The organism is Elstera cyanobacteriorum (genome assembly GCF_002251735.1).
In the GTDB taxonomy this organism is placed as follows: Bacteria; Pseudomonadota; Alphaproteobacteria; order Elsterales; family Elsteraceae; genus Elstera; species Elstera cyanobacteriorum.
This window is the reverse complement of record NZ_NOXS01000022.1, coordinates 23,756-44,373: the sequence shown is the minus strand read 5'-3', so window position 1 is coordinate 44,373 and position 20,618 is coordinate 23,756. Positions and strand designations below refer to the sequence as shown.

General features: G+C 62.4%; 23 protein-coding genes, 1 tRNA gene and 1 pseudogene. 12 read left to right on the top strand and 13 right to left on the bottom strand.

Annotated elements, in window-relative coordinates; translation table 11 throughout:
* Positions 1–26: 26 nt before the first annotated feature.
* The 3 genes from CHR90_RS02090 to CHR90_RS02080 all read right to left on the bottom strand — a co-directional run bounded on the left by CHR90_RS02090 (position 27) and on the right by CHR90_RS02080 (position 2,552).
* Positions 27–1,829: an ABC transporter transmembrane domain-containing protein gene (locus tag CHR90_RS02090; RefSeq protein WP_094407244.1), complete on the bottom strand. Its 1,803-nt coding sequence runs from the start codon at positions 1,827–1,829 to the stop codon at positions 27–29.
* A gap of 136 nt (positions 1,830–1,965) precedes the next feature.
* A complete protein-coding gene (locus CHR90_RS02085) occupies positions 1,966–2,262 on the bottom strand; it encodes a HigA family addiction module antitoxin (RefSeq protein ID WP_094407242.1) in 297 nt (98 codons plus the stop codon).
* A gap of 11 nt (positions 2,263–2,273) precedes the next feature.
* Positions 2,274–2,552 carry a type II toxin-antitoxin system RelE/ParE family toxin gene (locus CHR90_RS02080; protein WP_094407240.1) on the bottom strand — a complete coding sequence of 93 codons (279 nt, stop codon included), beginning with the start codon at positions 2,550–2,552 and terminating at the stop codon, positions 2,274–2,276.
* Between the two features lie 149 nt (positions 2,553–2,701).
* On the opposite strand from CHR90_RS02080, the gene rpmE reads away from it, so the two are divergent.
* Positions 2,702–2,929 (top strand): 50S ribosomal protein L31, encoded by a 228-nt coding sequence (rpmE, locus tag CHR90_RS02075; RefSeq protein WP_094407238.1) that lies wholly within the window; start codon positions 2,702–2,704, stop codon positions 2,927–2,929.
* Positions 2,930–2,991: 62 nt separating this feature from the next.
* On the opposite strand, the gene CHR90_RS02070 is transcribed toward rpmE, so the two are convergent.
* The 3 genes from CHR90_RS02070 to CHR90_RS02060 all read right to left on the bottom strand — a co-directional run bounded on the left by CHR90_RS02070 (position 2,992) and on the right by CHR90_RS02060 (position 4,403).
* Positions 2,992–3,414, bottom strand: coding sequence for a DUF1465 family protein (locus tag CHR90_RS02070; protein ID WP_094407236.1), 423 nt, complete (start codon positions 3,412–3,414; stop codon positions 2,992–2,994).
* 304 nt (positions 3,415–3,718) lie between these two features.
* Entirely contained in the window at positions 3,719–4,189 is a 471-nt protein-coding gene (locus CHR90_RS02065; RefSeq protein ID WP_094407234.1) for a hypothetical protein, read from the bottom strand.
* A 16-nt stretch (positions 4,190–4,205) separates the two neighbouring features.
* Complete coding sequence (locus CHR90_RS02060; protein ID WP_094407232.1) at positions 4,206–4,403, bottom strand: DUF1192 domain-containing protein; 198 nt, start codon at positions 4,401–4,403, stop codon at positions 4,206–4,208.
* A 126-nt stretch (positions 4,404–4,529) separates the two neighbouring features.
* Here CHR90_RS02060 and CHR90_RS02055 point away from each other — a divergent pair, with 126 nt between their 5' ends.
* The 4 genes from CHR90_RS02055 to CHR90_RS02040 all read left to right on the top strand — a co-directional run bounded on the left by CHR90_RS02055 (position 4,530) and on the right by CHR90_RS02040 (position 8,129).
* Positions 4,530–5,510: an NAD(P)H-quinone oxidoreductase gene (locus tag CHR90_RS02055; RefSeq protein ID WP_094407230.1), complete on the top strand. Its 981-nt coding sequence runs from the start codon at positions 4,530–4,532 to the stop codon at positions 5,508–5,510.
* Between the two features lie 80 nt (positions 5,511–5,590).
* Positions 5,591–6,184 carry a DUF1013 domain-containing protein gene (locus CHR90_RS02050; RefSeq protein ID WP_170941259.1) on the top strand — a complete coding sequence of 198 codons (594 nt, stop codon included), beginning with the start codon at positions 5,591–5,593 and terminating at the stop codon, positions 6,182–6,184.
* Positions 6,185–6,228: 44 nt separating this feature from the next.
* Positions 6,229–7,614, top strand: coding sequence for an MFS transporter (locus CHR90_RS02045; protein WP_094407226.1), 1,386 nt, complete (start codon positions 6,229–6,231; stop codon positions 7,612–7,614).
* The gene (locus CHR90_RS02040) at positions 7,611–8,129 is read left to right on the top strand and encodes a DUF3833 domain-containing protein (protein WP_229671583.1); all 519 of its coding nucleotides are present in this window, start codon (positions 7,611–7,613) and stop codon (positions 8,127–8,129) included. The genes CHR90_RS02045 and CHR90_RS02040 overlap by 4 nt, the downstream gene beginning before the upstream one ends.
* A 9-nt stretch (positions 8,130–8,138) precedes the next feature.
* Here the strand turns inward: CHR90_RS02040 and CHR90_RS02035 are convergent, their stop codons facing one another.
* The 4 genes from CHR90_RS02035 to CHR90_RS02020 are packed head-to-tail and all read right to left on the bottom strand — an operon-like array spanning position 8,139 to position 11,585.
* Positions 8,139–8,570: a nuclear transport factor 2 family protein gene (locus CHR90_RS02035; protein WP_094407222.1), complete on the bottom strand. Its 432-nt coding sequence runs from the start codon at positions 8,568–8,570 to the stop codon at positions 8,139–8,141.
* Positions 8,570–9,328 (bottom strand): SDR family NAD(P)-dependent oxidoreductase, encoded by a 759-nt coding sequence (locus CHR90_RS02030; RefSeq protein WP_094407220.1) that lies wholly within the window; start codon positions 9,326–9,328, stop codon positions 8,570–8,572. The genes CHR90_RS02035 and CHR90_RS02030 overlap by 1 nt, the downstream gene beginning before the upstream one ends.
* Positions 9,325–10,875 (bottom strand): cryptochrome/photolyase family protein, encoded by a 1,551-nt coding sequence (locus CHR90_RS02025; protein WP_094407218.1) that lies wholly within the window; start codon positions 10,873–10,875, stop codon positions 9,325–9,327. The genes CHR90_RS02030 and CHR90_RS02025 overlap by 4 nt, the downstream gene beginning before the upstream one ends.
* Positions 10,872–11,585 (bottom strand): DUF6134 family protein, encoded by a 714-nt coding sequence (locus CHR90_RS02020; RefSeq protein WP_094407216.1) that lies wholly within the window; start codon positions 11,583–11,585, stop codon positions 10,872–10,874. Before CHR90_RS02020 ends, CHR90_RS02025 begins: the two co-directional genes overlap by 4 nt.
* A 124-nt stretch (positions 11,586–11,709) precedes the next feature.
* Here CHR90_RS02020 and CHR90_RS02015 point away from each other — a divergent pair.
* Both CHR90_RS02015 and CHR90_RS02010 read left to right on the top strand, forming a co-directional pair.
* A tRNA-Val gene (locus CHR90_RS02015) sits at positions 11,710–11,784 on the top strand.
* Positions 11,785–12,012: 228 nt separating this feature from the next.
* Positions 12,013–12,742, top strand: a pseudogene (locus CHR90_RS02010) (integrase core domain-containing protein); the annotation flags it as partial.
* A 355-nt stretch (positions 12,743–13,097) separates the two neighbouring features.
* Here the strand turns inward: CHR90_RS02010 and infA are convergent.
* From infA to CHR90_RS01995, 3 genes are all read right to left on the bottom strand, one after another.
* A complete protein-coding gene (gene infA, locus CHR90_RS02005; RefSeq protein WP_094407214.1) occupies positions 13,098–13,373 on the bottom strand; it encodes a translation initiation factor IF-1 in 276 nt (91 codons plus the stop codon).
* Positions 13,374–13,445: 72 nt separating this feature from the next.
* Positions 13,446–13,658 carry a cold-shock protein gene (locus CHR90_RS02000; protein WP_094407212.1) on the bottom strand — a complete coding sequence of 71 codons (213 nt, stop codon included), beginning with the start codon at positions 13,656–13,658 and terminating at the stop codon, positions 13,446–13,448.
* Positions 13,659–13,859: 201 nt separating this feature from the next.
* Positions 13,860–14,795: a LysR substrate-binding domain-containing protein gene (locus tag CHR90_RS01995; protein ID WP_094407210.1), complete on the bottom strand. Its 936-nt coding sequence runs from the start codon at positions 14,793–14,795 to the stop codon at positions 13,860–13,862.
* A 146-nt stretch (positions 14,796–14,941) separates the two neighbouring features.
* Here CHR90_RS01995 and CHR90_RS01990 point away from each other — a divergent pair, with 146 nt between their 5' ends.
* The 5 genes from CHR90_RS01990 to CHR90_RS01970 are packed head-to-tail and all read left to right on the top strand — an operon-like array spanning position 14,942 to position 20,616.
* Positions 14,942–15,916 carry an ABC transporter permease gene (locus CHR90_RS01990; RefSeq protein ID WP_094407308.1) on the top strand — a complete coding sequence of 325 codons (975 nt, stop codon included), beginning with the start codon at positions 14,942–14,944 and terminating at the stop codon, positions 15,914–15,916.
* Positions 15,916–16,785: an ABC transporter permease gene (locus tag CHR90_RS01985; protein WP_094407208.1), complete on the top strand. Its 870-nt coding sequence runs from the start codon at positions 15,916–15,918 to the stop codon at positions 16,783–16,785. Before CHR90_RS01990 ends, CHR90_RS01985 begins: the two co-directional genes overlap by 1 nt.
* Positions 16,786–16,790: 5 nt before the next feature.
* A complete protein-coding gene (locus tag CHR90_RS01980; RefSeq protein ID WP_094407206.1) occupies positions 16,791–17,768 on the top strand; it encodes an ABC transporter ATP-binding protein in 978 nt (325 codons plus the stop codon).
* Positions 17,765–18,745 carry an ABC transporter ATP-binding protein gene (locus tag CHR90_RS01975; protein ID WP_094407204.1) on the top strand — a complete coding sequence of 327 codons (981 nt, stop codon included), beginning with the start codon at positions 17,765–17,767 and terminating at the stop codon, positions 18,743–18,745. Before CHR90_RS01980 ends, CHR90_RS01975 begins: the two co-directional genes overlap by 4 nt.
* On the top strand, positions 18,745–20,616 hold the full coding sequence (locus CHR90_RS01970) for a CocE/NonD family hydrolase (protein ID WP_094407202.1): 1,872 nt from the start codon (positions 18,745–18,747) through the stop codon (positions 20,614–20,616). Before CHR90_RS01975 ends, CHR90_RS01970 begins: the two co-directional genes overlap by 1 nt.
* The last annotated feature ends 2 nt before the right edge of the window (positions 20,617–20,618 follow it).

The following is a 20,618-nucleotide window of genomic DNA, read 5'->3' as shown; positions in this document are numbered from 1 at the left end:
GGGTCGCTGCGGCGGCCCCTTCTTCTTTAGGCGCTGTCCCCCGCCCCGAACTGCAGGGCTGCGAGATGGGCATAAAGCCCGCCTTGCGCCACCAGCGCGTCGTGCGTGCCGCTTTCAACAATGCGGCCCTGATCCATCACGAGAATACGGTCACAGCCGACGATGGTGGCGAGGCGATGGGCGATGACCAGCGTGGTCCGCCCCTGCATCAGCCCATCGAGCGCCTGCTGCACGGCCCGTTCCGATTCGGCATCGAGCGCGCTGGTTGCCTCGTCCAGCAGCAGCAGCGCTGGTTGCCGCAGAATGGCGCGGGCGATGGCGAGGCGCTGGCGTTGGCCGCCGGACAAGCGCATGCCGCGCTCGCCCAAGGGCGTATCGAAGCCTTGCGGCAGCTTCTCGATAAACTCTAGCGCGAAAGCGGCCTCTGCTGCCGCGCGCAGGTCGCCGTCCGAGGCATCAGGGCGGCCATAGCGGATATTTTCCGCGACGGTTCCGGCGAAAATCACTGGCTCCTGCGCCACAATCGCCATCGCGCCACGTAAGTCGGCAGGGTCGACCGCGGTAAGCGGCTGATCGTCAAAGCAGATCGTACCGCTGGCGGGATCGTAGAAGCGCAACAGCAGTTGAAACACCGTCGTCTTCCCGGCACCACTCGGCCCGACCAGGGCCACCCGCTCGCCGGGGGCCACTGCGAAGCTGACCGCGTCGAGCGCCACCCGGTCTGGGCGGGTCGGATAGCGGAAGGAGACGCCATCAAAGCGCACCGCGCCGCGCACGGGCTGGCCAAGCGATACCGGCTGAGCAGGCGCCTGGATGGCGGGGACAATCGTCGCCAATTCGATCAGCCGTTCCGATGCCCCCGCCGCCCGTTGCAGATCGCCGATCACTTCGGAAATCGCGCCGACAGCGCCGGCAACCACAGCCGCATAAAAAACGAAGGCCGACAGATCACCAGGGGAGAGCGCGCCGGTTAGCACGTCCCGCCCGCCGATCCACAGAATGATACTGATGGCGCCGAAGACGAGCAGGATAACAATGGCCGTCAGCCAGGCCCGCGCCTTAATCCGCTGCCGGGCGGCATTGAAGGCGGTCTGGATACGCCCTTCGAACTGCCGCTGCTCCATCGCCTCATGGGTGAACGCCTGCACCGTACGCACGCCTTGCAGCGCTTCGGAGATTTGCACACCAACCGCCGCCACCTCGTCCTGCGCGACGCGGGAGAGCGCCCGCACCCGCCGTCCGATGACGATGATCGGCACGACCACCAGCGGCACAACGAGAAAGACAAGCCCGGTCAGCTTAGCGCTGGTGATCAGCAGCATCACCGAGCCGCCGATGAACAGAAGGAAATTCCGCAGGGCGATAGAGAAGGAGGAACCGACAACCCCTTCGATAATGGCCGTATCGGTGGTTAGCCGCGATTGGATTTCCGCCGTGCGGGCCGTGTCGTAAAAGGTCGCGTCGAGCCGCAGCGCCCGGGCGAACACATCGCGGCGAATATCGGCCACCACCCGCTCGCCCAACCAGGACACGAGGTAGAAGCGCGCAAAGGTCGCCCCCGCCAACAGCGCCACAACGGCCATCAACACCAGCACCGCCTGATCGAGCAGCCCGGCATTTCCCGAGACGAAGCCTTGATCAACGAGGTGCCGCAACCCAGAACCAAGGGCCAGCACAGTGCTGGCCGCGACGATCAATGCTAACCCCGCCCCCACCATCTGCGACCGATAGGGTTTGAGATACGTTAGCAGAAACCCGAGCGAGCGAAGGCTGCGGCTGCGCGCCCGTTCATCATTCGACGCGGCGGGAAAAGACCTCGGTTGGCGCATCGCCCCTCATCCTTCAGCAGCCGGACGGTGCTGCGGGCATACCCGCGTTAACCGCCCCAAATCCGCCGGGGGTCATAGCAGCCCTGGCCCGGAACAACAACCGGGCAGAAAGTCCCGCCTGCCGAACGAAGCGGCGTTAGCCTGCCACCGGATCCCCCTCCTGAAGGCTCCGCACCGGCGGCTGCTCGCGCTGCATCGCCCGCCAAAGATCATAATTGGCCTGAAGCGTTACCCAGAAGCGCGCGGTGCTGACCCCGGCTTTTTCCAGCCGTATCGCCAACTCGGCGCTGATCCCCGCCCGACCATTCAGTACGCGCGACAAGGCGACCCGCGATACCGATAGCCTCCCGGCAGCCTCCGTTACCGATAAGTTCAGGGGATCAAAAACGGTTTCCCGCAAAATTTCCCCGGGATGCGGATGGGTGTGGATCATCGTGCGGCCCCTCAATGATAGTCTTGATAATCGACAAGCTCGACATCCGTTCCAATAAAACGGAACGTCACCCGCCAGTTTGCATCGACCCAAACCGACCAATATCCCGCTAAATTGCCTTTCAACCCATGTAGCCGAAGCCCAGGCTGGTTCAGATCCTCCGGCTTCACAGCCGCGTCCAGCAGAGCCAGAAGAATCAGCAACCGTTTGGCATGAACCGGCTGGATCCCCCTTAGCGATCCCAAGCGGTAAAATCCTTCCAGGCCCTTATGCCGAAAACTGACAATCATGCCGCCTGACTCTCTGCATCGCCTTACGATACAATATATCCACATAAAGATCACGAGTCTTCTGGACAGCGGCGGATTGATCAGGTAGAAGCCTCGCTTCACGAGTTTTGCTGTGCCGACCCCGGCCAATCTGTGTTGTGAGAGCGTCGATGAAAAAGGACATTCACCCCGACTATCATGCGATCACCGTTATCATGACGGATGGTCACACCTATCAGACCCGCTCGACCTACGGGAAGGCCGGGGACACGCTGCGCCTGGAAATCGACCCGACGTCGCATCCGGCCTGGACCGGCGGTCAGCAGCGTATGCTGGACACCGGGGGGCAGCTTGCCCGCTTCAACAAGCGTTTCGCCAACCTCGGCCTCAAGGCGTAACCCGCCTGCCGACTGGCACCCAGTTAAGTGGCCCTGCGGGGCCACTTTTCATTTGGGCTTGGTCAATGGGCGGTCATCATCGCCTCGCCCGCCAAGGGTGGCCCCATCGCCTTATCAAGCCGATCAACGCGGGTATAAAGGTGATAGGATCGGCCCAGCAGGTCGCGCAGTCCCCGGGGCAGAGGGGCGGCTTCCTCGTCTTCGATTTGGATCAGGCAGACGCGCTGGCCGTCAAGCCGACGGTCGCTCTGCAACGCCTCGTAGAAGCTGATTTCCCCTTCCTGCACCGCCCGGCGAACCATGAGCCACGCCATCACCTGCGTTAAGCGCGATGTGAGGCGCATCGCCTCCCGGTTCGCAGCCAGTCGCTGATCAAGGCTGAGGGCCGCCCGCTCTGTCGGCTCCAAGTAGGTTAGATAGTCGCGCGCCTCAATCAGAAGCTGAAAGGCTTCGTCATAGGTGCCCCGGAAAAAGACCGTCCCCATAGGCCCCCCGTTCCGCTGGACGGGATTCCCCATCAGCGGGCAGTGCGCCCGGATAAGCATCCCTAACTTACTGTGATCTAATTTTGCACCGATGGCGAGTGGGTCAAGCCCATAGGGTCAAAATGTTGCAGTTTGATAACAGGTCGAACGAGGTTGGACGGAAAAAAAGCCGCACGACACGAGGTCGGCGGCTGCAAACAGTTTACCTCACCTGATACAACTTGCCTAAGCAGCGTCAGGGATACCGGCTTGAGCACGGGGGGTCAAGGCTTTTAGCCTCATTTTCGTCACACTTGGGAAAAAATTAGCCGATATCGTCGCTCGTGACGGCTAAGGGCGCGTCCGGCAGCGGGGCGGCCCCGGTGGTTGCTTTGGCGCGGCGGCTTTCAGCACTGCCAGGAATCGTTCCATCAGGGTTAAGGCCAATCGCCTCGATTTCTTCCGCCGTCAATTTCTTCAGCGCCTGTTCCTTACGCTTACGGCGCAAATCCGCCTCGCTGATCGTTGTCGGCACCAGAAAGGCGTGAACGCGCACCAGCGTGACCGAGGCCGGGTCGATACCATCGGCAACCAGCATGTCTTCCTGATTGATCGCCTTCATCGTGTCGGCGGCGTCGAGAGTTTCGAGAAAGAACAGTGCCTCGCCAATCCCCCCCCATTTGCCGATACGCGTCAGGTAGACGCGATCGCCCTCAGCCGTTTTGGCGGTGACGAGAAAGCCGAACTTATCTTCAAAGGCATTGGCCGGAACATACCGGGGGACCACGCGGTTCATGCAGCACCCATTTTCGCTAGAATTTAAACAAGGCGTCGGCAGCACCGCGCCGGTCACGCTTGCGGACCACTTCGGCATCAACGCGCGCGATTTCCGCCACCAGGGCATCGCGATAGGCCGTCAGTTCCTCCACCCCCGCCCGCTCCAGGGCGGCAGGCGATAAAAACACGGGCCGATCCCCCTGCAGGCGCGCGCGGTCGTCGTCGGCATCCATGCGTCAGCCCCCTTGCTAAGCGTCGTCAGAGCGGCATGATACGCGAGGATCGGGGGAAACTCGACCCCCTTCATTCAAGAAATTCCGTTTCAGATAAGGGCTTTACCCGTGACTCTTCCCACCACGATGCGCGCCGTTGAAATCAAAGCCCCCGGCGGGCCGGAAGTATTGACGCCGACGACCCTGCCGGTCCCACACCCCAAGGCCGGGGAAGTGCTCATCCGCGTTGCCGCCGCCGGGGTCAATCGCCCCGATCTGCTGCAACGCCAGGGCGCCTATCCGCCGCCCCCCGACGCGAGCCCGCTGCCGGGGCTCGAAGTCTCCGGCACCATCGTTGCCGTGGGGGATGGCGTCGCGACCGATCGACTGGGCGAAACCGTCTGCGCCCTTACCCCCGGCGGCGGCTATGCCGAGTTTGTCACCGCGCCGGCCGGGCACTGCCTACCGGTGCCGCAAACCCTATCGCCGGAAGAAGCCGCCGCCCTGCCGGAGGGGGCTTTCACCGTCTACGGCAATGTTTGGGATCGCGGGCGCCTTCAGCCGGGCGAAACCCTGCTGATCCACGGCGGCACATCGGGCATCGGTACGCTGGCTATCCAAATGGCCAAAGCCTATGGCGCCCGGGTAATCGTTACCGTTGGATCGGCAGAGAAGGCCGAGGCCGCGCGCGCCCTAGGAGTCGATCTGGCGATTAACTATAAAACCGAGGATTTCGTAGAGGCTACCCGCGCGTTCACTGACAAGCGCGGCGCGGACGTGATTCTCGATATGGTCGGCGGCCCCTATATCCAGCGTAATATCGAGTGTGCCGCGATGGACGGGCGGATCGTCTTCATCGCCTTTCAAGGCGGGGCCGTGGCGGAGGTGGATTTCCGCAAAGTCATGGTCCGCCGCTTAACGATCACCGGGACGACACTGCGCCCCCAAAGCATTGCTGCCAAAAATCGCTTGGCGGAAGGCCTCCGTCAAACCGTTTGGCCGTGGGTGGACAAAGGGCTGGTCCGCCCCCAAATCTATCGGGTATTTCCGTTGGATCAGGCGGCCGCCGCCCATGAAATGCTGGAAAGCGGTGCCCCTATCGGAAAAATCGTCTTGGGTTTAGCGTAAGCCGCCTGCTATAGACGACTCTATATCGTCCCGGCCCGCCCCCAAAGGCGGGCCGTCGCAGCTTCTAGAGGGTAGAGATCATGCCATTGCCGTTGATGCCAAAGGCCACCGCTGTCTGGCTCGTCGAAAATACGGCGCTGACCTTCGAGCAGATTGCCGATTTCTGCGGTCTGCATAGTTTGGAAATCCAGGCCATCGCCGACGGCGAGGTTGCAGGCAGCATGCAGGGGCTGGATCCGATCATCAACGGCCAGCTAACCCACGAGGAAATCAAGCGCTGCGAAGCGGACCCCAAGGCCAAGCTGAAGCTGCTGGTTAGCAATCTGCCGCAGCCCGCGGTGCGCACCAAGGGCGGCCGCTATACGCCGATCGCCAAGCGCCAGGACAAGCCCGATGCGATTGCCTGGCTGGTTCGCAACTATCCCGATATTACCGATAGCCAGATTTCCAAACTGCTGGGCACAACCAAGACGACCATTGCGTCGATCCGCGACCGCAGCCATTGGAATATTTCCAATATCAAAGCGCGCGACCCAATCCAACTCGGCCTGTGTTCCTATGCTGCCTTGCAAGAAGTGCTGGATACCCTGCGCCGCCAGGGCAAGCATATTCCGGCCGAATTGCCGGTCGAAGGCGAGGAGCGGGAGCAAGAGCCGCCTGAATTTACCCTGTAAGGCGCGCCTCTAATCCAATCGCTGACGGGCTGCGTACCAAGGGTATGCAGCCCGTTGCTTTTCAAGATCGGCTTGCTGGCCTAGGGCTGGCAATTTACGCGGCGCCCGCCTTCTCCCTGGCGGCGCTGTCGGTGCCGCTTTACCTCTATCTTCCGACGATCTACGCCGATGACTTCGGCTTGGGGTTGGCGGAGGTCGGGGCGGTGTTGCTAATCGCCCGGCTGGCCGATGCGCTGACGGACCCCGTTGCCGGTCTCTTAGCCGACCGTTGGCCGCGCCGCAAACCGTGGTTGCTGCTGTCCCTTGGCCCGATGGCGATGGCGATTTGGGCGCTTTTCGCCCCAAGCGGCCCGGTCAGCGCAGCGTCGCTACTGGGGTGGAGCCTGCTGCTGTATCTTGGCTGGACCGGCTTTAGCGTCCCCTACCTCGCCTGGGGGGCCGATCTCAACCAAGCCTATCACGGTCGAACCCGGGTCGCGGGCGCGCGGGAAGCCGCCGTGCTGGCCGGAACCCTGGTGGCCGCCGCAACCCCCGCCCTCCTCGGCCTCAGTGGCCCGGCAGCCCTGCGCTTCCTCGGCATCGTCATCCTGGTCGGCTTGATCCCTACGGTCTTGCTGGCCTGCGCCCGCCTGCCCGAACCGCGCCCCGTCGCGCCCCCGCCGCTAGCCCCCAAGCAGGCTTGGGCCTTACTTAGGAACAATGCCCCCTTCCGCCGCCTTTTGGGGGCCTATGGGCTGAACGGTATCGCCAACGGCCTGCCTGCCACGCTGTTCCTCAGCTTCATCAGCGACCGGATTGGCGCGCCAACGCTGGCCGGGCCCGCGCTCGCCCTCTACTTCTGTGCCGGGCTGGCGGGCGTTCCCAGCTGGTTGTGGCTCAGCCGCCGCCTCGGCAAGCACCGCGCCTGGCGCTTGGGGTTACTGGGCGCCTGCTGCGCCTTCCTGCCCGCCCCCTTCCTGGGGGCTGGGGACACGGCGGGCTTCCTTCTGCTCTGCCTTGCGACGGGGCTGATGGTCGGCGCCGATCTGGTGCTGCCCCCGGCGATGCAAGCCGATGTGATCGAGGCCGATAGCCATGCGGGCGGCGGCGCCCGTGCCGGTCTCTATTTCGCCCTTTGGGGCATGGCGACCAAAGCGTCGTTAGCTTTGGCGGTCGGCCTTGCGTTTCCGCTCTTGGATTGGGCCGGCTATGTGCCCGGCACACCCAATGCCCCTGAAACCCGGGCGCTCGCGCTGCTCTACGGCGCGGCCCCGCTTCTTTTCAAACTGGCAGCCTGGGGGCTCATGCGCGGCTACGCGCTGGATGAAGCCGCCCTGGCTGCCCTTCGCCCCCCGCCAGGAGACCTGACATGTCCCGCCGCTGGCTTCTCGCCGCCCCCGCCGCCCTCGTCCTTGGCGCCCTCGCTTTGCTCGCAGGATGCAGCACGATGAAACCGCAAGATTTTGCCGATACCAAACCGCGTTTTGTCGTTGAAGATTATTTCAACGGCCGGACCAAAGCCTGGGGAATTTTCGAAGATCGTTTCGGCAACCTGCGCCGCGACTTCATTGTTGAAATCACCGGCACCTGGGACGGGAAAACCCTTACCCTGGACGAAGATTTCACCTATGGCGACGGGGAGAAAGACCGCCGCGTCTGGACCATCGTCAAGAAAGACGAGCATACTTACGAGGGCCGGGCCGATGATGTCGTCGGCACGGCCACCGGCCTCGCCTACGGTAAAGCCTTGAACTGGCGATATGACTTGAACCTAAAGGTGGGCGATGGCACGTGGCGCGTGACTTTTAACGATTGGATGTTCCTGGCGGACCGCGAAACGCTGATCAACCGCGCCCGCGTTTCGAAATTCGGGATCGAGATTGGCGAAGTGACGCTGTTTTTCCGTAAGGAACCGGCACGCGCTGCCCTGTCATTGGTCGAACCCTTTGCCGCCGTCGGCCAATAGCGGCGGCGATTAAGCCCCGTCCGCAATCCGTCGCCGCAGCCAGCGCAGGATAGGCCCGATGAACGGTAACCGCTCGTAAAGCCCTTGCGCGGCATCCCAATGGTCGCGATAGAAGCGGACCTTGCCGTCATCGTCGAAATAAATCTCACTCATCCCATCGAAAGCGATGATCTGGCTGCCCTGGCGCCGTTCGCCTTCGAAGCGCCAGCGCAAGTACCAAGCGCTTCCCGACCAAGCACGGTCAGTGACAGTAAACCGGACGTTGGCGAGAGAGGTAAAGATTGCGGCAAACACTTTTTCCATCGCCACTGCGCCGCTCACATCGTGAAACGGATCGATAAACCGCACGTCGCGCGCCACCAAAACGCCGAGCCCCCCCACGGTGTGCGGGGTTAGGGTTTCAAGATAGCGTTGAAATGGCTCAATATCCGGCGCGGTCATTATTCAAACCCCGAAGAAACCCCCGTGCGGCGGGCGACGAGCGGAAAATAGAGCCGATAGGGCAAAAGTCGAAGCAATTTCAGCATGCTGATAAACCCTCGGGGAAAAGCGATTTCGAACCGGCTGCTCGTCAAGCCTGCCAGAATATGCGCCGCAGCTTCATCCGGCTCGATCAGGGACGGCATGGCGAAGCGGTTGCGGTCGGTCAGCGGTGTGCGCACGAACCCAGGATGGACCACCTGAACCGTCACCCCAACGGCCGCAAGGTCAAACCGCAGCGACTCGGCCAACGCCGTTACCGCCGCCTTACTGGCGCAATAGGCCCCAGCCTTCGGCAACCCGCGATAGGCCGCGACGGAGGAAACGAGCGCCACCCGCCCGGCCCGGCGCTGGGTGAACCCCGGTAAAACCGCCGCCAGCGAGTTGACCGTTCCGGTCAGGTTAACCTTGATCAAATGATCATAAACGGCGGCATCGAAGGCGGCACCATCGGTCGGCTCGTGGGTTCCGGCATTCAACACAGCGATGTCGATGGGGCCGCGCTGGGCTTCGATGGCCGCGACGACCGCTGCCAGCCCGGCCCGGTCGGTAATATCGCCAGGGAAGGCCTGAATGCGCCCACCACTCTCCGCCGCAAGGTTTTCAAGCCCCGCTGCGCTGCGCGCTGTTGCCGAAACGGTCCAGCCGCGCGCGGCGGCGGCAAGGGCCACCGCCCGTCCAATGCCTTGGCTGGCGCCGGTGATCCAGAGATGCGTCATGCGGCCTCCCCAAGTGTTTTTAGAAACCGCCGCGTATCCTCGGCAATCGCGGCTTGGCGTGCCTCAGGCAGTTTATCGAGCGTGCGATAGGGAATGGCGAGCCGAGGGTTACCCCGCAGCTTTTCCCGGTTGCGCATCAGAAAATCCCAATAGAGGTAATTAAACGGGCAGGCTTTCGGGCCGTTCTTCTTGGCAGGATCGAAGCGGCAGCGGCGGCAATAGTTCGACATTTTGTCGATATAGGTGCCGCTGGCCGCATAGGGTTTGCTGGCCATCGTCCCGCCATCGGCAAATAACGCCATGCCAACGACATTCGGCAGTTCAACCCATTCCACCGCATCGGCATAAACGGCCAAATACCATTCGGCCACCGCCGCCGGATCAGCACCGATCAGCAACGCGAAATTCCCGGTAACCATCAGGCGTTGAATATGATGGGCATAGGCGGTGCGCTTGGTCTGGCCGATCACCTGCCGCAAACAGTTTAGATCGGTCTCCCCCGACCAGAAGAAATCGGGCAGCGGGCGCCGGGCCTCAAAATAATTGACGGCGGCATAGTCAGGCATTTTCAGCCAGTAGATACCCCGAACATATTCCCGCCAGCCGATAATCTGGCGAATAAACCCTTCCGCCGCATTCAGCGGTACCCGCCCGGCGCGATACTCCGCCTCCGCCCGGCGGCAGGCCTGCAAGGGGTCGAGCAGCCCAACATTGAGATAAAGCGCGATGCGGGCGTGAAATAGCACATCGCCCTCCGCTCCCCCGGCCTGCCGCATGGCGTCCTGATAAGTGCCAAACTGCGGCAGGGCGTGGCGGCAAAAATGCTCAAACGCCGCCTCGGCATTGCTGCGCGTTACGGCATAGTCAAAGCCTTCCAGGTCGCCAAAATGATCAGGGAAGCGCTCGGCAACCAGGGCGAGAACCGCGCAGGTTTCGTCATCGGGCGGAACGCGAAACAGGCCCGGCGCGGGGATGGCTTCGGGCAAAGCTCCCCGGTTTTCCGCATCGTAATTCCAACTGCCGCCCTCCGGCGCGCCATCGGCAGCCAGCAGCAACCCGGTGCGGCGGCGCATATCGCGGTAAAAGAACTCCATCCGTAGGCCTTTGCGTCCGTTGGCCCAAGCGGCAAATTCTTCGCGCGTGCAGAGAAAATGATCGTCGGGCCGGATATCGACCGGCAGACCAAACCGCGCGGCCCAGCTTTCCACCTCGGCCAGCAGGCGCCATTCCCCCGGCGCGGTGACGATCAGCCGCCCGTACCTACCCTCCGCCAAAGTGCGGGCAATGGCTTCGCCAAGACTGTGACAGGGCATGGTATCATCGAGCCGAAAGTAGCGCACCCTATGCCCCGCCGCCCGCAGCGCTTCGGCATGGTGTCGCATCGCCGCAAAGAAAAAACCGAGTTTCTTGGGGTGGTGGCGCACATAGGTCGCCTCCGCCTGCACCTCCGCCATAAGGATCAGATCGTGGGCCGGATCAATCCCGCGCAGCGCCGACAGATGAGGCGTCAGTTGATCGCCGAGAACCAGCCGTAGCGCGCCGCTCATGGGGCCGCCGAGGCCAGGGCCGGGGCGGGCTTCACCCCTTCTGGCAGAACCGCGACATCCGCCGGGGTTTGGCGCCGATAGCGGATCAGCGAACCGCGCGCCGAGAACTCCAGCCCCGCCCATTCGCCGTTCGGCAGATACCAAAGATCCATCTCAAGATCGCCCGTTACCCGGTAGCGGTTGGCGGTGACGGGTTGACCGGCCACCGTCACACTCTCGGGCCCCAGCGGCTGAACACGCACCTGCCGCAGCCGCCCGCTTTGGGTATCGAGCCAGGCGCGGCGCTCCAAACTGGCGCGGTGCCAATAGCTTGTCGGGACGATATCCCCCGGTAAAACGCCCGTCGCCTCTCCCTCGCTCAGCCGGAAGCCCTGCCCGAGCGCCACGCCCGCCGTGCGGAACGTCGCGCCATCATCATCGGTCTGCGTGTCGAGCGCGGCGAGACGCAGACCGCCCGCCCCGGCCGTCCAAACCTCGCGATTGCGGTGGGTATAGCGAAACACCGTAATGGGACCGAAATCGACCTTCAGATCGATGGCGACCGAGACGGTCAGTGCCTGTGGGGTCGTTTCGAACCGCAGGCTATGGGTGCCGAACGGCGTGCCGTTCCGCTCCACCGTAAAGAAAATTTCGCGCGAAGTCGCCGCCGCCGGAAGGCTGATCAGCCCCCCGAGACAGATGGCTAGTGCCGCCAAAACCTGCCGTATCATCGCAAAATCCTCCTGCCTTCGGTACGGCAGGCAGGCACAACCGGATCACTCGGGACACCCGAGCGTTTCGCTGCTTGACAGCCCCGGCCCATCTTCGTACAAAGCGGGCCTCACGACGCAGTGAGGGCGCGTAGCTCAGCGGGAGAGCACTACGTTGACATCGTAGGGGTCACAGGTTCAATCCCTGTCGCGCCCACCATTCAAAAAGCCTCTGGGTTATCAACCCAAGAGGCTTTTTTGTTATGCGTCGACCCTAGTAGGCCATTCACCCTGTTCTGCGAAGCATCAAAAACCAAGCCCTAGCATCTTTCAGCGCTGCTGAGAGCTACTAGCGGTAATTCGTAACCCCCTCCCATCGCTGGCCAGTCTCGCAAGGCGGTGGCATTTTGTATTTCTGGTTGAGATCCTTGGAGCGGAAATCCTGATCCCGAAGGATGGGGCAGCAGGCGCACTCACGCTGATGGAGGAGGTCGCTCGTCGCCCTCAGGGACACCCGCCTTTGACGCGGTCGTCACTGCACCGTTGCCTGGACCGCCACAGCATCTCTCGCCTGCCCAAAGGCGTTAGGGAAAAGCCGAAGAAGTTCAAGAGCTACGAGATCGCCTATTTCCATATCGATATCGCCGAATCGCGCTACGAAGGTGGCAAGGGCTTCTGTTCGTTACGGTGGACCGAACCAGCAAGCTAGTGTTCGCCCGCATCTATCACAGGGCCACCAAGCCGGCAGCCGCAGAGTTCCCGAAATCTTTGATCCGCCACGTACCCTGCAAGGTCCACGCGATCCTCGTTGATAACGGCGTCCAGTTCGTTCAGCGCGAGCAAGGCACCGGCCTGACTTTCCCCACATCTTCGGTCGTGTTGCTCGTGAGAATAACATCGAGCATCGTTTGACCAGGCCGTATCACCCTTGGACCAACGGCCAGGCAGAACGCATAGTTCGAACAATCAAGGAAGCGACGGTCAAGTTATTCCAATACGCTTCGATCAACGAGTTGCGCTGCCATGTCCGTGATTGGCCCTTTGCATATAATTTTGCCTAGCAGATCAAGGCATTAAAGTTCAAAACACCATAGGAAGCCGTCCAAGAACTCTGGAAAAACAAGCCGGACGTTTTCATCGTTAAGCCACACAACCCTATGCTGGGACTAAACATCTAAGTGGCGGTTTGGACAGCGCTGCCATAGTCAGCTTCGCCGCCCCTTTATTGGCCGCTGCAGGACAACGCCTGCAGGCCTATACCAATGTGCCCGCATCCGGCGACCAGAGCATCTGGCACCCTGGGCTGCTGACAGATGAGGGGCAATCGTCTCACCACGTGGCAGGCATTGCATGATCAGATCATGCAATGCCGTGATCCGGGGCCGTTGAACGCGGCTGCCAATGCCGTGTACGGGGTGGACCGGCGCGATCCAACCTCGGATCGGCGGGTTCTGGCGTTCTGCCTATCACTGTCGGAAGACCGCTATCTGCGCAACGGGCGCTGCAAGAACGTCTTCCGCAGGCAACCGTCGGTCAGCGGCGGCGCGGGGGTGGGCGGCGGATACTGCCGGGCGCCCCGGACGATTTTTCGTCCTTATGCCGATAGGTGATGCGCCCCTTGGTCAGATCATAGGGCGTCATTTCGATTGTCACGCGATCGCCGACCAGCGAACGGATGCGGCTTTTCCGCATTTTGCCTGCCGTATAGGCGATGATTTCGTGCCCGTTTTCCAAGTTCACGCGAAAGCGGCCATCGGGAAGCACTTCGACGACGTGCCCTTCGAACTCGATAAATTCTTCTTTTGTCATTTTTTTCCCAAAAGCAAGGGCGGCGGCATGAACCCATGCCGCCGCCCTAAAAGCATCCGACTGAAGGATAGCTTAGACCGCGCGGAGGTTATCCGCCGAGGTCTTGCCCTTACGCGGATCGCGCACGAGTTCGAAGCTAATCTTCTGGCCTTCGTTCAGATCCGACAGGCCGGCACGCTGCACGGCCGAGATGTGAACGAAAACGTCTTCGCCACCATTGTCAGGCTGGATGAAACCGAAGCCCTTAGTGCTGTTGAACCATTTCACGGTACCGGTATTCGACATAAGTGCCTCCTGGGGTATTCCCGTTGGAGCTACCCGGCGCAACATGCAGCACGGGCATCAAAGTCACGACGGGGAAAACGCGGCCGGAGCCGGACATAACCCAGTAGCAAAGTTAACTGGTTCACTATGCGTCTTTCCTACCTCCGTGGCAAGGGGCTTCCCGCTTACAGTAAGCATGACGGCTATGTGTCGTGTTGGGGGTCAGATACCGTGGCGTTGCCGAAACGCGGTAAGGCTATCCTCCACCCAGCGCACCGTAAAATCGGCAAATTCGCTAACCAAGGGGGGCGGCGTTACCCCAGCGGGAACGATGATATCAAAAATCTGCGGGCCGCCGTCAAAATGCAATGGCCGCATTACGACCGCCGGGCCTTCGAACTGCGTCGCCATCAATTCATTGACGACCGCGACCCCAAGCCCGACCGAGGCGAAACCGCAGCAAGTGGCGACGGTCATCGCCTCCGCCTTAATGCGCGGCGTCACCCCTGCGGCCAGCAAGGCCTGCTCAAGATCGTGGCGGAAGGGGCTATTGCGGCGCAACATCACCAGCGGCACATCGCGCAGGTCTTCCGGCGTCAACGGCCCCTGCCGCTGGGCAAGTGGATAGCGCGCCGGGATAATGCAGACCGAGCGGGCTTCGAAGCGCCGCAACACACTGGTGCCCGGGTGGGTCATCGGCAGTTTCAAAATGGCAAGATCGAGGGCGCCCGAGGCTACCTGCCCCGCGAGCAGGGCATAAAGCCCGCCCTGATGATCGAAGGCCAGCGCCGGATAGCGCTCGGCAAAAGCGCCGCAAATCTGCGGCAAGATCTGCACGCCCAAACTATGGGCTGCCCCAATGCGCAGCATGGCCGGGGCATCGGCCTTCAAACGGCTGGCGAGATTGACGATCCGCTCGATGCTGTCGAAGGCGTTCGCCACCTCCCGATGCAGTTCGACGGCGGGATCGGTAGCGATCAGACGGCCCGCTTTACGCTCGAAGAGCTTAAGGCCGAGGGCGTCTTCGAGTTGGGCTAATTGCTGGCTAACGGCGGGCTGCGTGATCGCCAGCCGGTCGGCCGCCGCTGTGGCCGATCCGGTCGCCATGATCGCCCGGAACACCCGAAGGTGACGGAGGGTCAGGGTCAGATTTTCCATCGGCAGCGCCTCTCCCAGCACGGTTTGGGGCAGATAATTTCTCCTAATAGCCCCATCAGAACAAACGATTTCCGTTACTGCGCCGCGCTGGGCAATGATCTGTCGTGGGGTTTCACCTAACCAATAAAAAATAAGGATTGGGGGCCGTGCTCGTCTTCATCATCCGGCGATTGCTGCAAAGCTGTATCGTCATTCTGGCGGTGTCCTTCATCGTCTTCATCGGGCTCTATGGCGTCGGCGACCCGACGCTGCTGCTGATCGATCCCGATGCTTCGGCAGCGGAACGCGACCGCGCGGTTGCCATGCTCGGTCTCGACCGGCCCCTGCATGTGCAATATGCGACCTTCCTTTGGAACGCGCTGCACGGCGATCTCGGGCGCAGCTTCGTTTACAATGAACCGTCGATTTCGCTGATTTTGGATCGGTTGCCCGCAACCTTGGAACTGGCGTTCGTCGCCTTAGTGCTGGCGGTTGGTATCGGCATTCCGCTGGGGCTGCTGGCGGGCTTGCGCGGCGAGGGGCCGGTGGATCGGACGATCGTTACCGCCTCGATTTTCGGCTTCAGCCTGCCGAGTTTTTGGCAGGGCATGATGCTGGTCTGGGTTTTCGCCGTGCTGCTGGGCTGGCTGCCGTCCAATGGGCGGGGGGCGGTCGGGGAGATTTTCGGCGTTAAGACCAGCCTCGTCACCCTCGACGGTTGGCGGCATCTGCTGCTCCCCGCCGTCAATCTCGCGCTGTTCAAAACCGCCCTACTGATCCGCCTGACCCGCGCCGGGGTGCGCGAGGCGCTGGTGCTCGACTTCGTGAAATTCGCCCGTGCGAAAGGGCTGCGGGAACGCCGCATTATTGGGGTGCATGTGCTGAAATATATTCTGGTGCCCATCGTTACCGTGACGGGGCTGGAGTTCGGGCAGTTGGTGGCTTTTGCGACCGTGACCGAAACCGTTTTCGCGTGGCCCGGGTCCGGCAAGCTCATCATCGACAGTATCTATAAGCTCGACCGGCCTGTGGTGGTCGCTTACCTGATGGTCGTGGTGGCAATGTTCATCACGATCAACCTACTGGTCGATATTCTTTATTCGGCGCTCGACCCGCGCGTTCGCCTGGCGGAGAAGCGCTGATGCCGACGACAGCCCTGCTGCGCCTCTTTGCGCGCTCCCCGCTAGCGGTCGCCGCCGCGACCATCGTTCTGCTGCTGTTGATCACGGCCGTTATCGGCCCGTCGCTCGTGCCGCAGAACCCCTATAATCTCGCCGAACTTGGGCTTGGCGATAACCTTATGCCGCCGGGCACCAAGGCCGAAGCAGGGTTTACCTTCCTGCTAGGCGCCGACGCCCAAGGGCGCGATATGCTCTCAACGATGGTTTACGGTCTGCGCACCAGTCTAGCCGTCGGCGTCAGCGCCTGCTTGATTGCCGTCTCGCTCGGCACGGTGCTTGGGCTGACGGCGGGTTATTTCGGCGGGCGCACCGAAACGCTGATCATGCGCTTCGTCGATTTCATGCTGAGCTTCCCGACCATTCTGGTCGCGCTGATGATCATGGCCTTCCTGGGGCAAGGGGTGGCGAAGCTGATCTTCGCGCTGATCCTCGTGCAATGGGCCTATTTTGCCCGCGTGGTGCGGGGGGCGGCGCTGGTCGAACGGTCGAAAGATTATATCGAAGCGGCGCGCTGCCTGCGCCTGGGGCCGGTTCGCATCATCCTGCGGCACCTGCTGCCGAACTGCCTGCCGCCGGTCATCGTCGTCGGCACGCTGCAAATCGCTTCCGCCATCGCGACCGAAGCCACCCTGTCGTTCCTCGGCATCGGCCTGCCGATCACCGAACCGTCGCTGGGGCTGCTGATCGCCAATGGTTACGAACATTTGCTAACAGGCAAATATTGGGTCGCCGTCTTCCCCGGCCTGCTGCTGCTGGTGCTGATTTTCAGCATCAATATCGCAGGCGACCGGCTGCGGGAAATCCTCAACCCCCGGCTTCAGGGACGCTGACGGCCATGCGCGCTCCGCTTCTGTCGGTCCAAAACCTTGTGACCGAATTCCGCACCCCCAAAGGCCCGGCCCGCGCGGTCGATGCCATTTCTTTTGATCTTGAGAAAGGGGAAATTCTCGGCCTTGTCGGCGAAAGCGGGTCCGGCAAATCCGTCACCGGCTTTTCCATCCTCGGCCTTGTCGAACCACCGGGCCGGGTGACCAGCGGCAAGGTGCTGTTTCAAGGCCTCGATCTGCTCACGCTCGATGCCGAAGGGTTGCGCCGCCTGCGCGGTAACCGCATCGCGATGATCTTTCAAGATCCGATGATGACCCTGAACCCGGTCCTGCGCATCGACACGCAGATGATCGAAACGCTGCAAGCCCATACCGATCTTAGCCGCGACGCCGCCCGCCAGCGGGCGCGGGACGTGTTGGCGAAGGTCGGCATTCCGGCGCCCGACGAACGGCTGCTGTGCTATCCGCACCAGCTTTCCGGCGGCATGCGGCAGCGAGTGGCGATTGCCATTGCGCTGCTGCTCGATCCCGATTTGATCATTGCGGACGAGCCGACTACCGCCCTCGACGTGACCATCCAGGCGCAGATTCTCTCCGAAGTGCAGACCCTGTGCCGAACGACGGGAACTGCGCTGATCTGGATTAGCCACGATCTTGGGGTGGTCGCCGGTCTCGCCGATAAGATCGCAGTGATGTACGCCGGGCGGATCGTCGAGTTTGGCCCGACGGATCAAACTCTTGCCGCGCCACTGCATCGCTACACCCAGGGTCTTTTGCGCTCCTTGCCGAGCGCCAATCGGCGCGGCGTCCGCTTGCAGCAGATCAGCGGGATGACCCCGGGGCTTGCAGCCCTGCCGCCCGGCTGCGCCTTCGCCCCGCGCTGCCAGACCGCCGATACCCATTGCGAGGCGCGCCCCCCCTTGGCCGATCACGGCGCCGGGCGGCAGGCGGCCTGCTTTCACCCTGTTTCTGCGGAGATGCCATGAGCACCCCGATCTTGGATATTCGCGACGTTAGCAAACGTTTCGAGAATAGGCCCGATTTTGCCGGAAAAATTGCCCGCCGCTTGGGGGCGACGGTTGAAGATACGGTCGTTCACGCCCTCGATACGGTCTCGCTGACCGTAACGGCGGGGGAAGTGGTCGGCATCGTTGGGGAAAGCGGCTGCGGAAAATCTACCCTGGGCCGCATCGTTGCCGGGATCATGCCCGCCAGCGGTGGGCGCGTTCTATATCATGATCGCCCGGTAGGCAGCGGGCATGATGGCTTGGGGATCCAGATGATCTTCCAAGACCCGATGTCTTCGCTCAATCCGCGCTTGAAGATCGTGGAAGCGATCGGCGAAGCGCCGCTCTATCACGGTCTGATCCGCCGACGCGAGATGGATGATTATGTGGCGGCGGTCATGCGCGACGTTGGGCTGGACCCGGATTTCCGCCACCGCTACCCGCATCAGTTTTCCGGCGGTCAACGCCAGCGCATCGGCATCGCCCGCGCCTTAGCGGTGAAGCCTGATTTGCTGGTCTGCGACGAATCGGTCGCGGCGCTGGACGTGTCGATCCAGGCCCAGGTGCTGAACCTGTTTATGGACCTGCGGCAGGCGCGCGGGCTGACCTATCTGTTCATCAGTCACGATCTATCGGTGGTCGAGCATATCTCGGACCGGGTGGCGATCCTCTACCTCGGGCGGTTGGTAGAACTGGCGCCGACGGAAACCCTGTTCGCCCGCCCCCGGCATCCCTATTCCCAGGCGTTGCTGTCGCAAATTCCGAAGATCGGGGCAGGGCGCCAGCAGTTTGCGCCGGTGAAGGGGGAAATTCCCTCGCCCCTCAACCCGCCGCCGGGGTGCCATTTCCACCCGCGCTGCCCCTTGGCAACCGACCGCTGCCGCCAAGAAGCGCCCGTGTTGCGCCGCTTGGCCCCCGATCATTCTGCCGCGTGCCATCTTGCGGAGGCTGCATAATGTCCGATGTTCTCGAGCAAGGCCGGGTGATCCGCTGGCCCGATCAGATGATCACGATGCCAGACGGGGTTCGCCTGGCGACCGACCTCTATTTTCCGGCAGAGGATGGGAAAATTCTGGAGGGGCGCCGCCCGGTTTTGCTGGAACGCACCCCTTACGATAAGCGGTCTGCGTCCCATTCGGAAATCAGCGTTCACGACCGCACGCCAAGGTCGCGTGAGGCGGTAGCCTGCGCCTTTGTCCGCGCCGGCTATATCGTCGCGATGCAAGACTGCCGGGGCCGCTATCAGTCCGAGGGGAGTTTCAGCAAGTATACTGGCGAAGCGGCGGACGGGGCCGAAACGGTGGAGTGGCTGGCGGCGCAGCCCTGGTGCGATGGGCGGGTGGCGACGCACGGCCTATCCTATAGCGCCCATACCCAGATGGCCCTCGCCAGCCTAGCACCGACTGGGCTGGCGGGCATGTTGCTCGACAGCGGCGGTTTCTCCAACGCCTATCAAGGCGGCATCCGCCAGGGCGGCGCGTTCGAGCTAAAGCAGGCGACTTGGGCTTATAAGCAGGCGCATCTTAGCCCCGTCGCCAAGGCCGACCCGCTGGTCGCCACCGCCTTGAAGCAGGAAGATATTCGCGCCTGGTTCCATCGGCTGCCCTGGAAGCCGGGGCACAGCCCCCTGCGCTGGGTGCCGGAGTATGAAGCCTATTTCTTCAGCCAGTGGCAGGCGGAATGCTTCGATGAAAGCTGGCAGAAACCGGGCTTATACGCGCTGGGTTATCTCGACACCTTGCCGGATGTGCCGATCCTGCTGATGTCGAGTTGGTATGATCCCTACCCGCGCACCGCGATCGAGAACTTTACGGCCCTCACGAGTGGCGGGCGGCGCAGCCCGGCCTATCTGGTACTCGGTCCCTGGTTGCATGGGCGGCGGAGCGATAGTTTTTCCGGCGATGTGGATTTCGGCCCGGCGGCCACGCTGGATGGGTCACTGGCCCCCGATTTCATGGCGTTCCGGCTGGATTGGATGGCGCGGGTCTTCGGCACCGCGACGACACCGCCGCCGCCTGCCGTGCGCTATTTTCGCATGGGGGGTGGCAGCGGTACCCGCCGCAGCGACGGGCGATTGGATCATGGCGGCGCCTGGATGCAGGCCGAGACATGGCCGCCCCAAGCCGCCCGACAGGATTTCTTCCTGACCGCCGAAGGGGGCTTTCGCCCGACCCCGCCGGAGGTACCCCAGGCCAGCCGCAGCTATTTGTCGGACCCCAAGAACCCCGTGCCGACGATTGGCGGGGCGATTACCTCCGGCGATCCGATCATCGAACGGGGTGGCTTCGACCAGCGGGAAGACCCGCGCTTCTTCGGCTGCCAGCCGCCCTATCTACCGCTTGCCAGCCGCGCCGATGTTCTGGTCTTCGAAACCCCGCCACTGACCCATGACCTCGACATGACCGGGCCGGTAACAGCGGAGATTTTCGTCAGCAGTTCGGCGCCCGATCTCGATCTCTGCATCAAGCTGATCGACGTTTACCCGCCGAGTGCCGATTATCCGCAGGGGTTTGCGCTGAACCTGACCCACGGGATCCAACGCTGCCGCTTCCGCGATGGGTGGGAAGCGCCGCGCCTGATGGAACCGGGCACGATCTATAAAATCCAGGTGGAGGCCTTTCCGACCGCCAACCTGTTTAAAGCCGGGCATCGGTTGCGGCTGGATATCGCCAGTTCTAACTTCCCGCATTTCGACGTCAACCCCCAGACCGGCGCCCCCGCCTGGGAAAGCGGACCGACCCAGGTGGCCGACGTGCGCATCTATACTGATGCCGCCCATCCGTCGCGCTTGGTTTTGGCGCCGGTCACTAACGCCAAACCCTTATAGAA

Coding starts and splice junctions, on each gene's coding strand:
- CHR90_RS02090 (WP_094407244.1), bottom strand. CDS start 1,829: ATGCGCCAACCGAGGTCTTTTCCCGCCGCGTCGAATGATGAACGGGCG.
- CHR90_RS02085 (WP_094407242.1), bottom strand. CDS start 2,262: ATGATCCACACCCATCCGCATCCCGGGGAAATTTTGCGGGAAACCGTT.
- CHR90_RS02080 (WP_094407240.1), bottom strand. CDS start 2,552: ATGATTGTCAGTTTTCGGCATAAGGGCCTGGAAGGATTTTACCGCTTG.
- rpmE (WP_094407238.1), top strand. CDS start 2,702: ATGAAAAAGGACATTCACCCCGACTATCATGCGATCACCGTTATCATG.
- CHR90_RS02070 (WP_094407236.1), bottom strand. CDS start 3,414: ATGGGGACGGTCTTTTTCCGGGGCACCTATGACGAAGCCTTTCAGCTT.
- CHR90_RS02065 (WP_094407234.1), bottom strand. CDS start 4,189: ATGAACCGCGTGGTCCCCCGGTATGTTCCGGCCAATGCCTTTGAAGAT.
- CHR90_RS02060 (WP_094407232.1), bottom strand. CDS start 4,403: ATGGATGCCGACGACGACCGCGCGCGCCTGCAGGGGGATCGGCCCGTG.
- CHR90_RS02055 (WP_094407230.1), top strand. CDS start 4,530: ATGCGCGCCGTTGAAATCAAAGCCCCCGGCGGGCCGGAAGTATTGACG.
- CHR90_RS02050 (WP_170941259.1), top strand. CDS start 5,591: ATGCCATTGCCGTTGATGCCAAAGGCCACCGCTGTCTGGCTCGTCGAA.
- CHR90_RS02045 (WP_094407226.1), top strand. CDS start 6,229: ATGCAGCCCGTTGCTTTTCAAGATCGGCTTGCTGGCCTAGGGCTGGCA.
- CHR90_RS02040 (WP_229671583.1), top strand. CDS start 7,611: ATGAAACCGCAAGATTTTGCCGATACCAAACCGCGTTTTGTCGTTGAA.
- CHR90_RS02035 (WP_094407222.1), bottom strand. CDS start 8,570: ATGACCGCGCCGGATATTGAGCCATTTCAACGCTATCTTGAAACCCTA.
- CHR90_RS02030 (WP_094407220.1), bottom strand. CDS start 9,328: ATGACGCATCTCTGGATCACCGGCGCCAGCCAAGGCATTGGACGGGCG.
- CHR90_RS02025 (WP_094407218.1), bottom strand. CDS start 10,875: ATGAGCGGCGCGCTACGGCTGGTTCTCGGCGATCAACTGACGCCTCAT.
- CHR90_RS02020 (WP_094407216.1), bottom strand. CDS start 11,585: ATGATACGGCAGGTTTTGGCGGCACTAGCCATCTGTCTCGGGGGGCTG.
- infA (WP_094407214.1), bottom strand. CDS start 13,373: ATGACAAAAGAAGAATTTATCGAGTTCGAAGGGCACGTCGTCGAAGTG.
- CHR90_RS02000 (WP_094407212.1), bottom strand. CDS start 13,658: ATGTCGAATACCGGTACCGTGAAATGGTTCAACAGCACTAAGGGCTTC.
- CHR90_RS01995 (WP_094407210.1), bottom strand. CDS start 14,795: ATGGAAAATCTGACCCTGACCCTCCGTCACCTTCGGGTGTTCCGGGCG.
- CHR90_RS01985 (WP_094407208.1), top strand. CDS start 15,916: ATGCCGACGACAGCCCTGCTGCGCCTCTTTGCGCGCTCCCCGCTAGCG.
- CHR90_RS01980 (WP_094407206.1), top strand. CDS start 16,791: ATGCGCGCTCCGCTTCTGTCGGTCCAAAACCTTGTGACCGAATTCCGC.
- CHR90_RS01975 (WP_094407204.1), top strand. CDS start 17,765: ATGAGCACCCCGATCTTGGATATTCGCGACGTTAGCAAACGTTTCGAG.
- CHR90_RS01970 (WP_094407202.1), top strand. CDS start 18,745: ATGTCCGATGTTCTCGAGCAAGGCCGGGTGATCCGCTGGCCCGATCAG.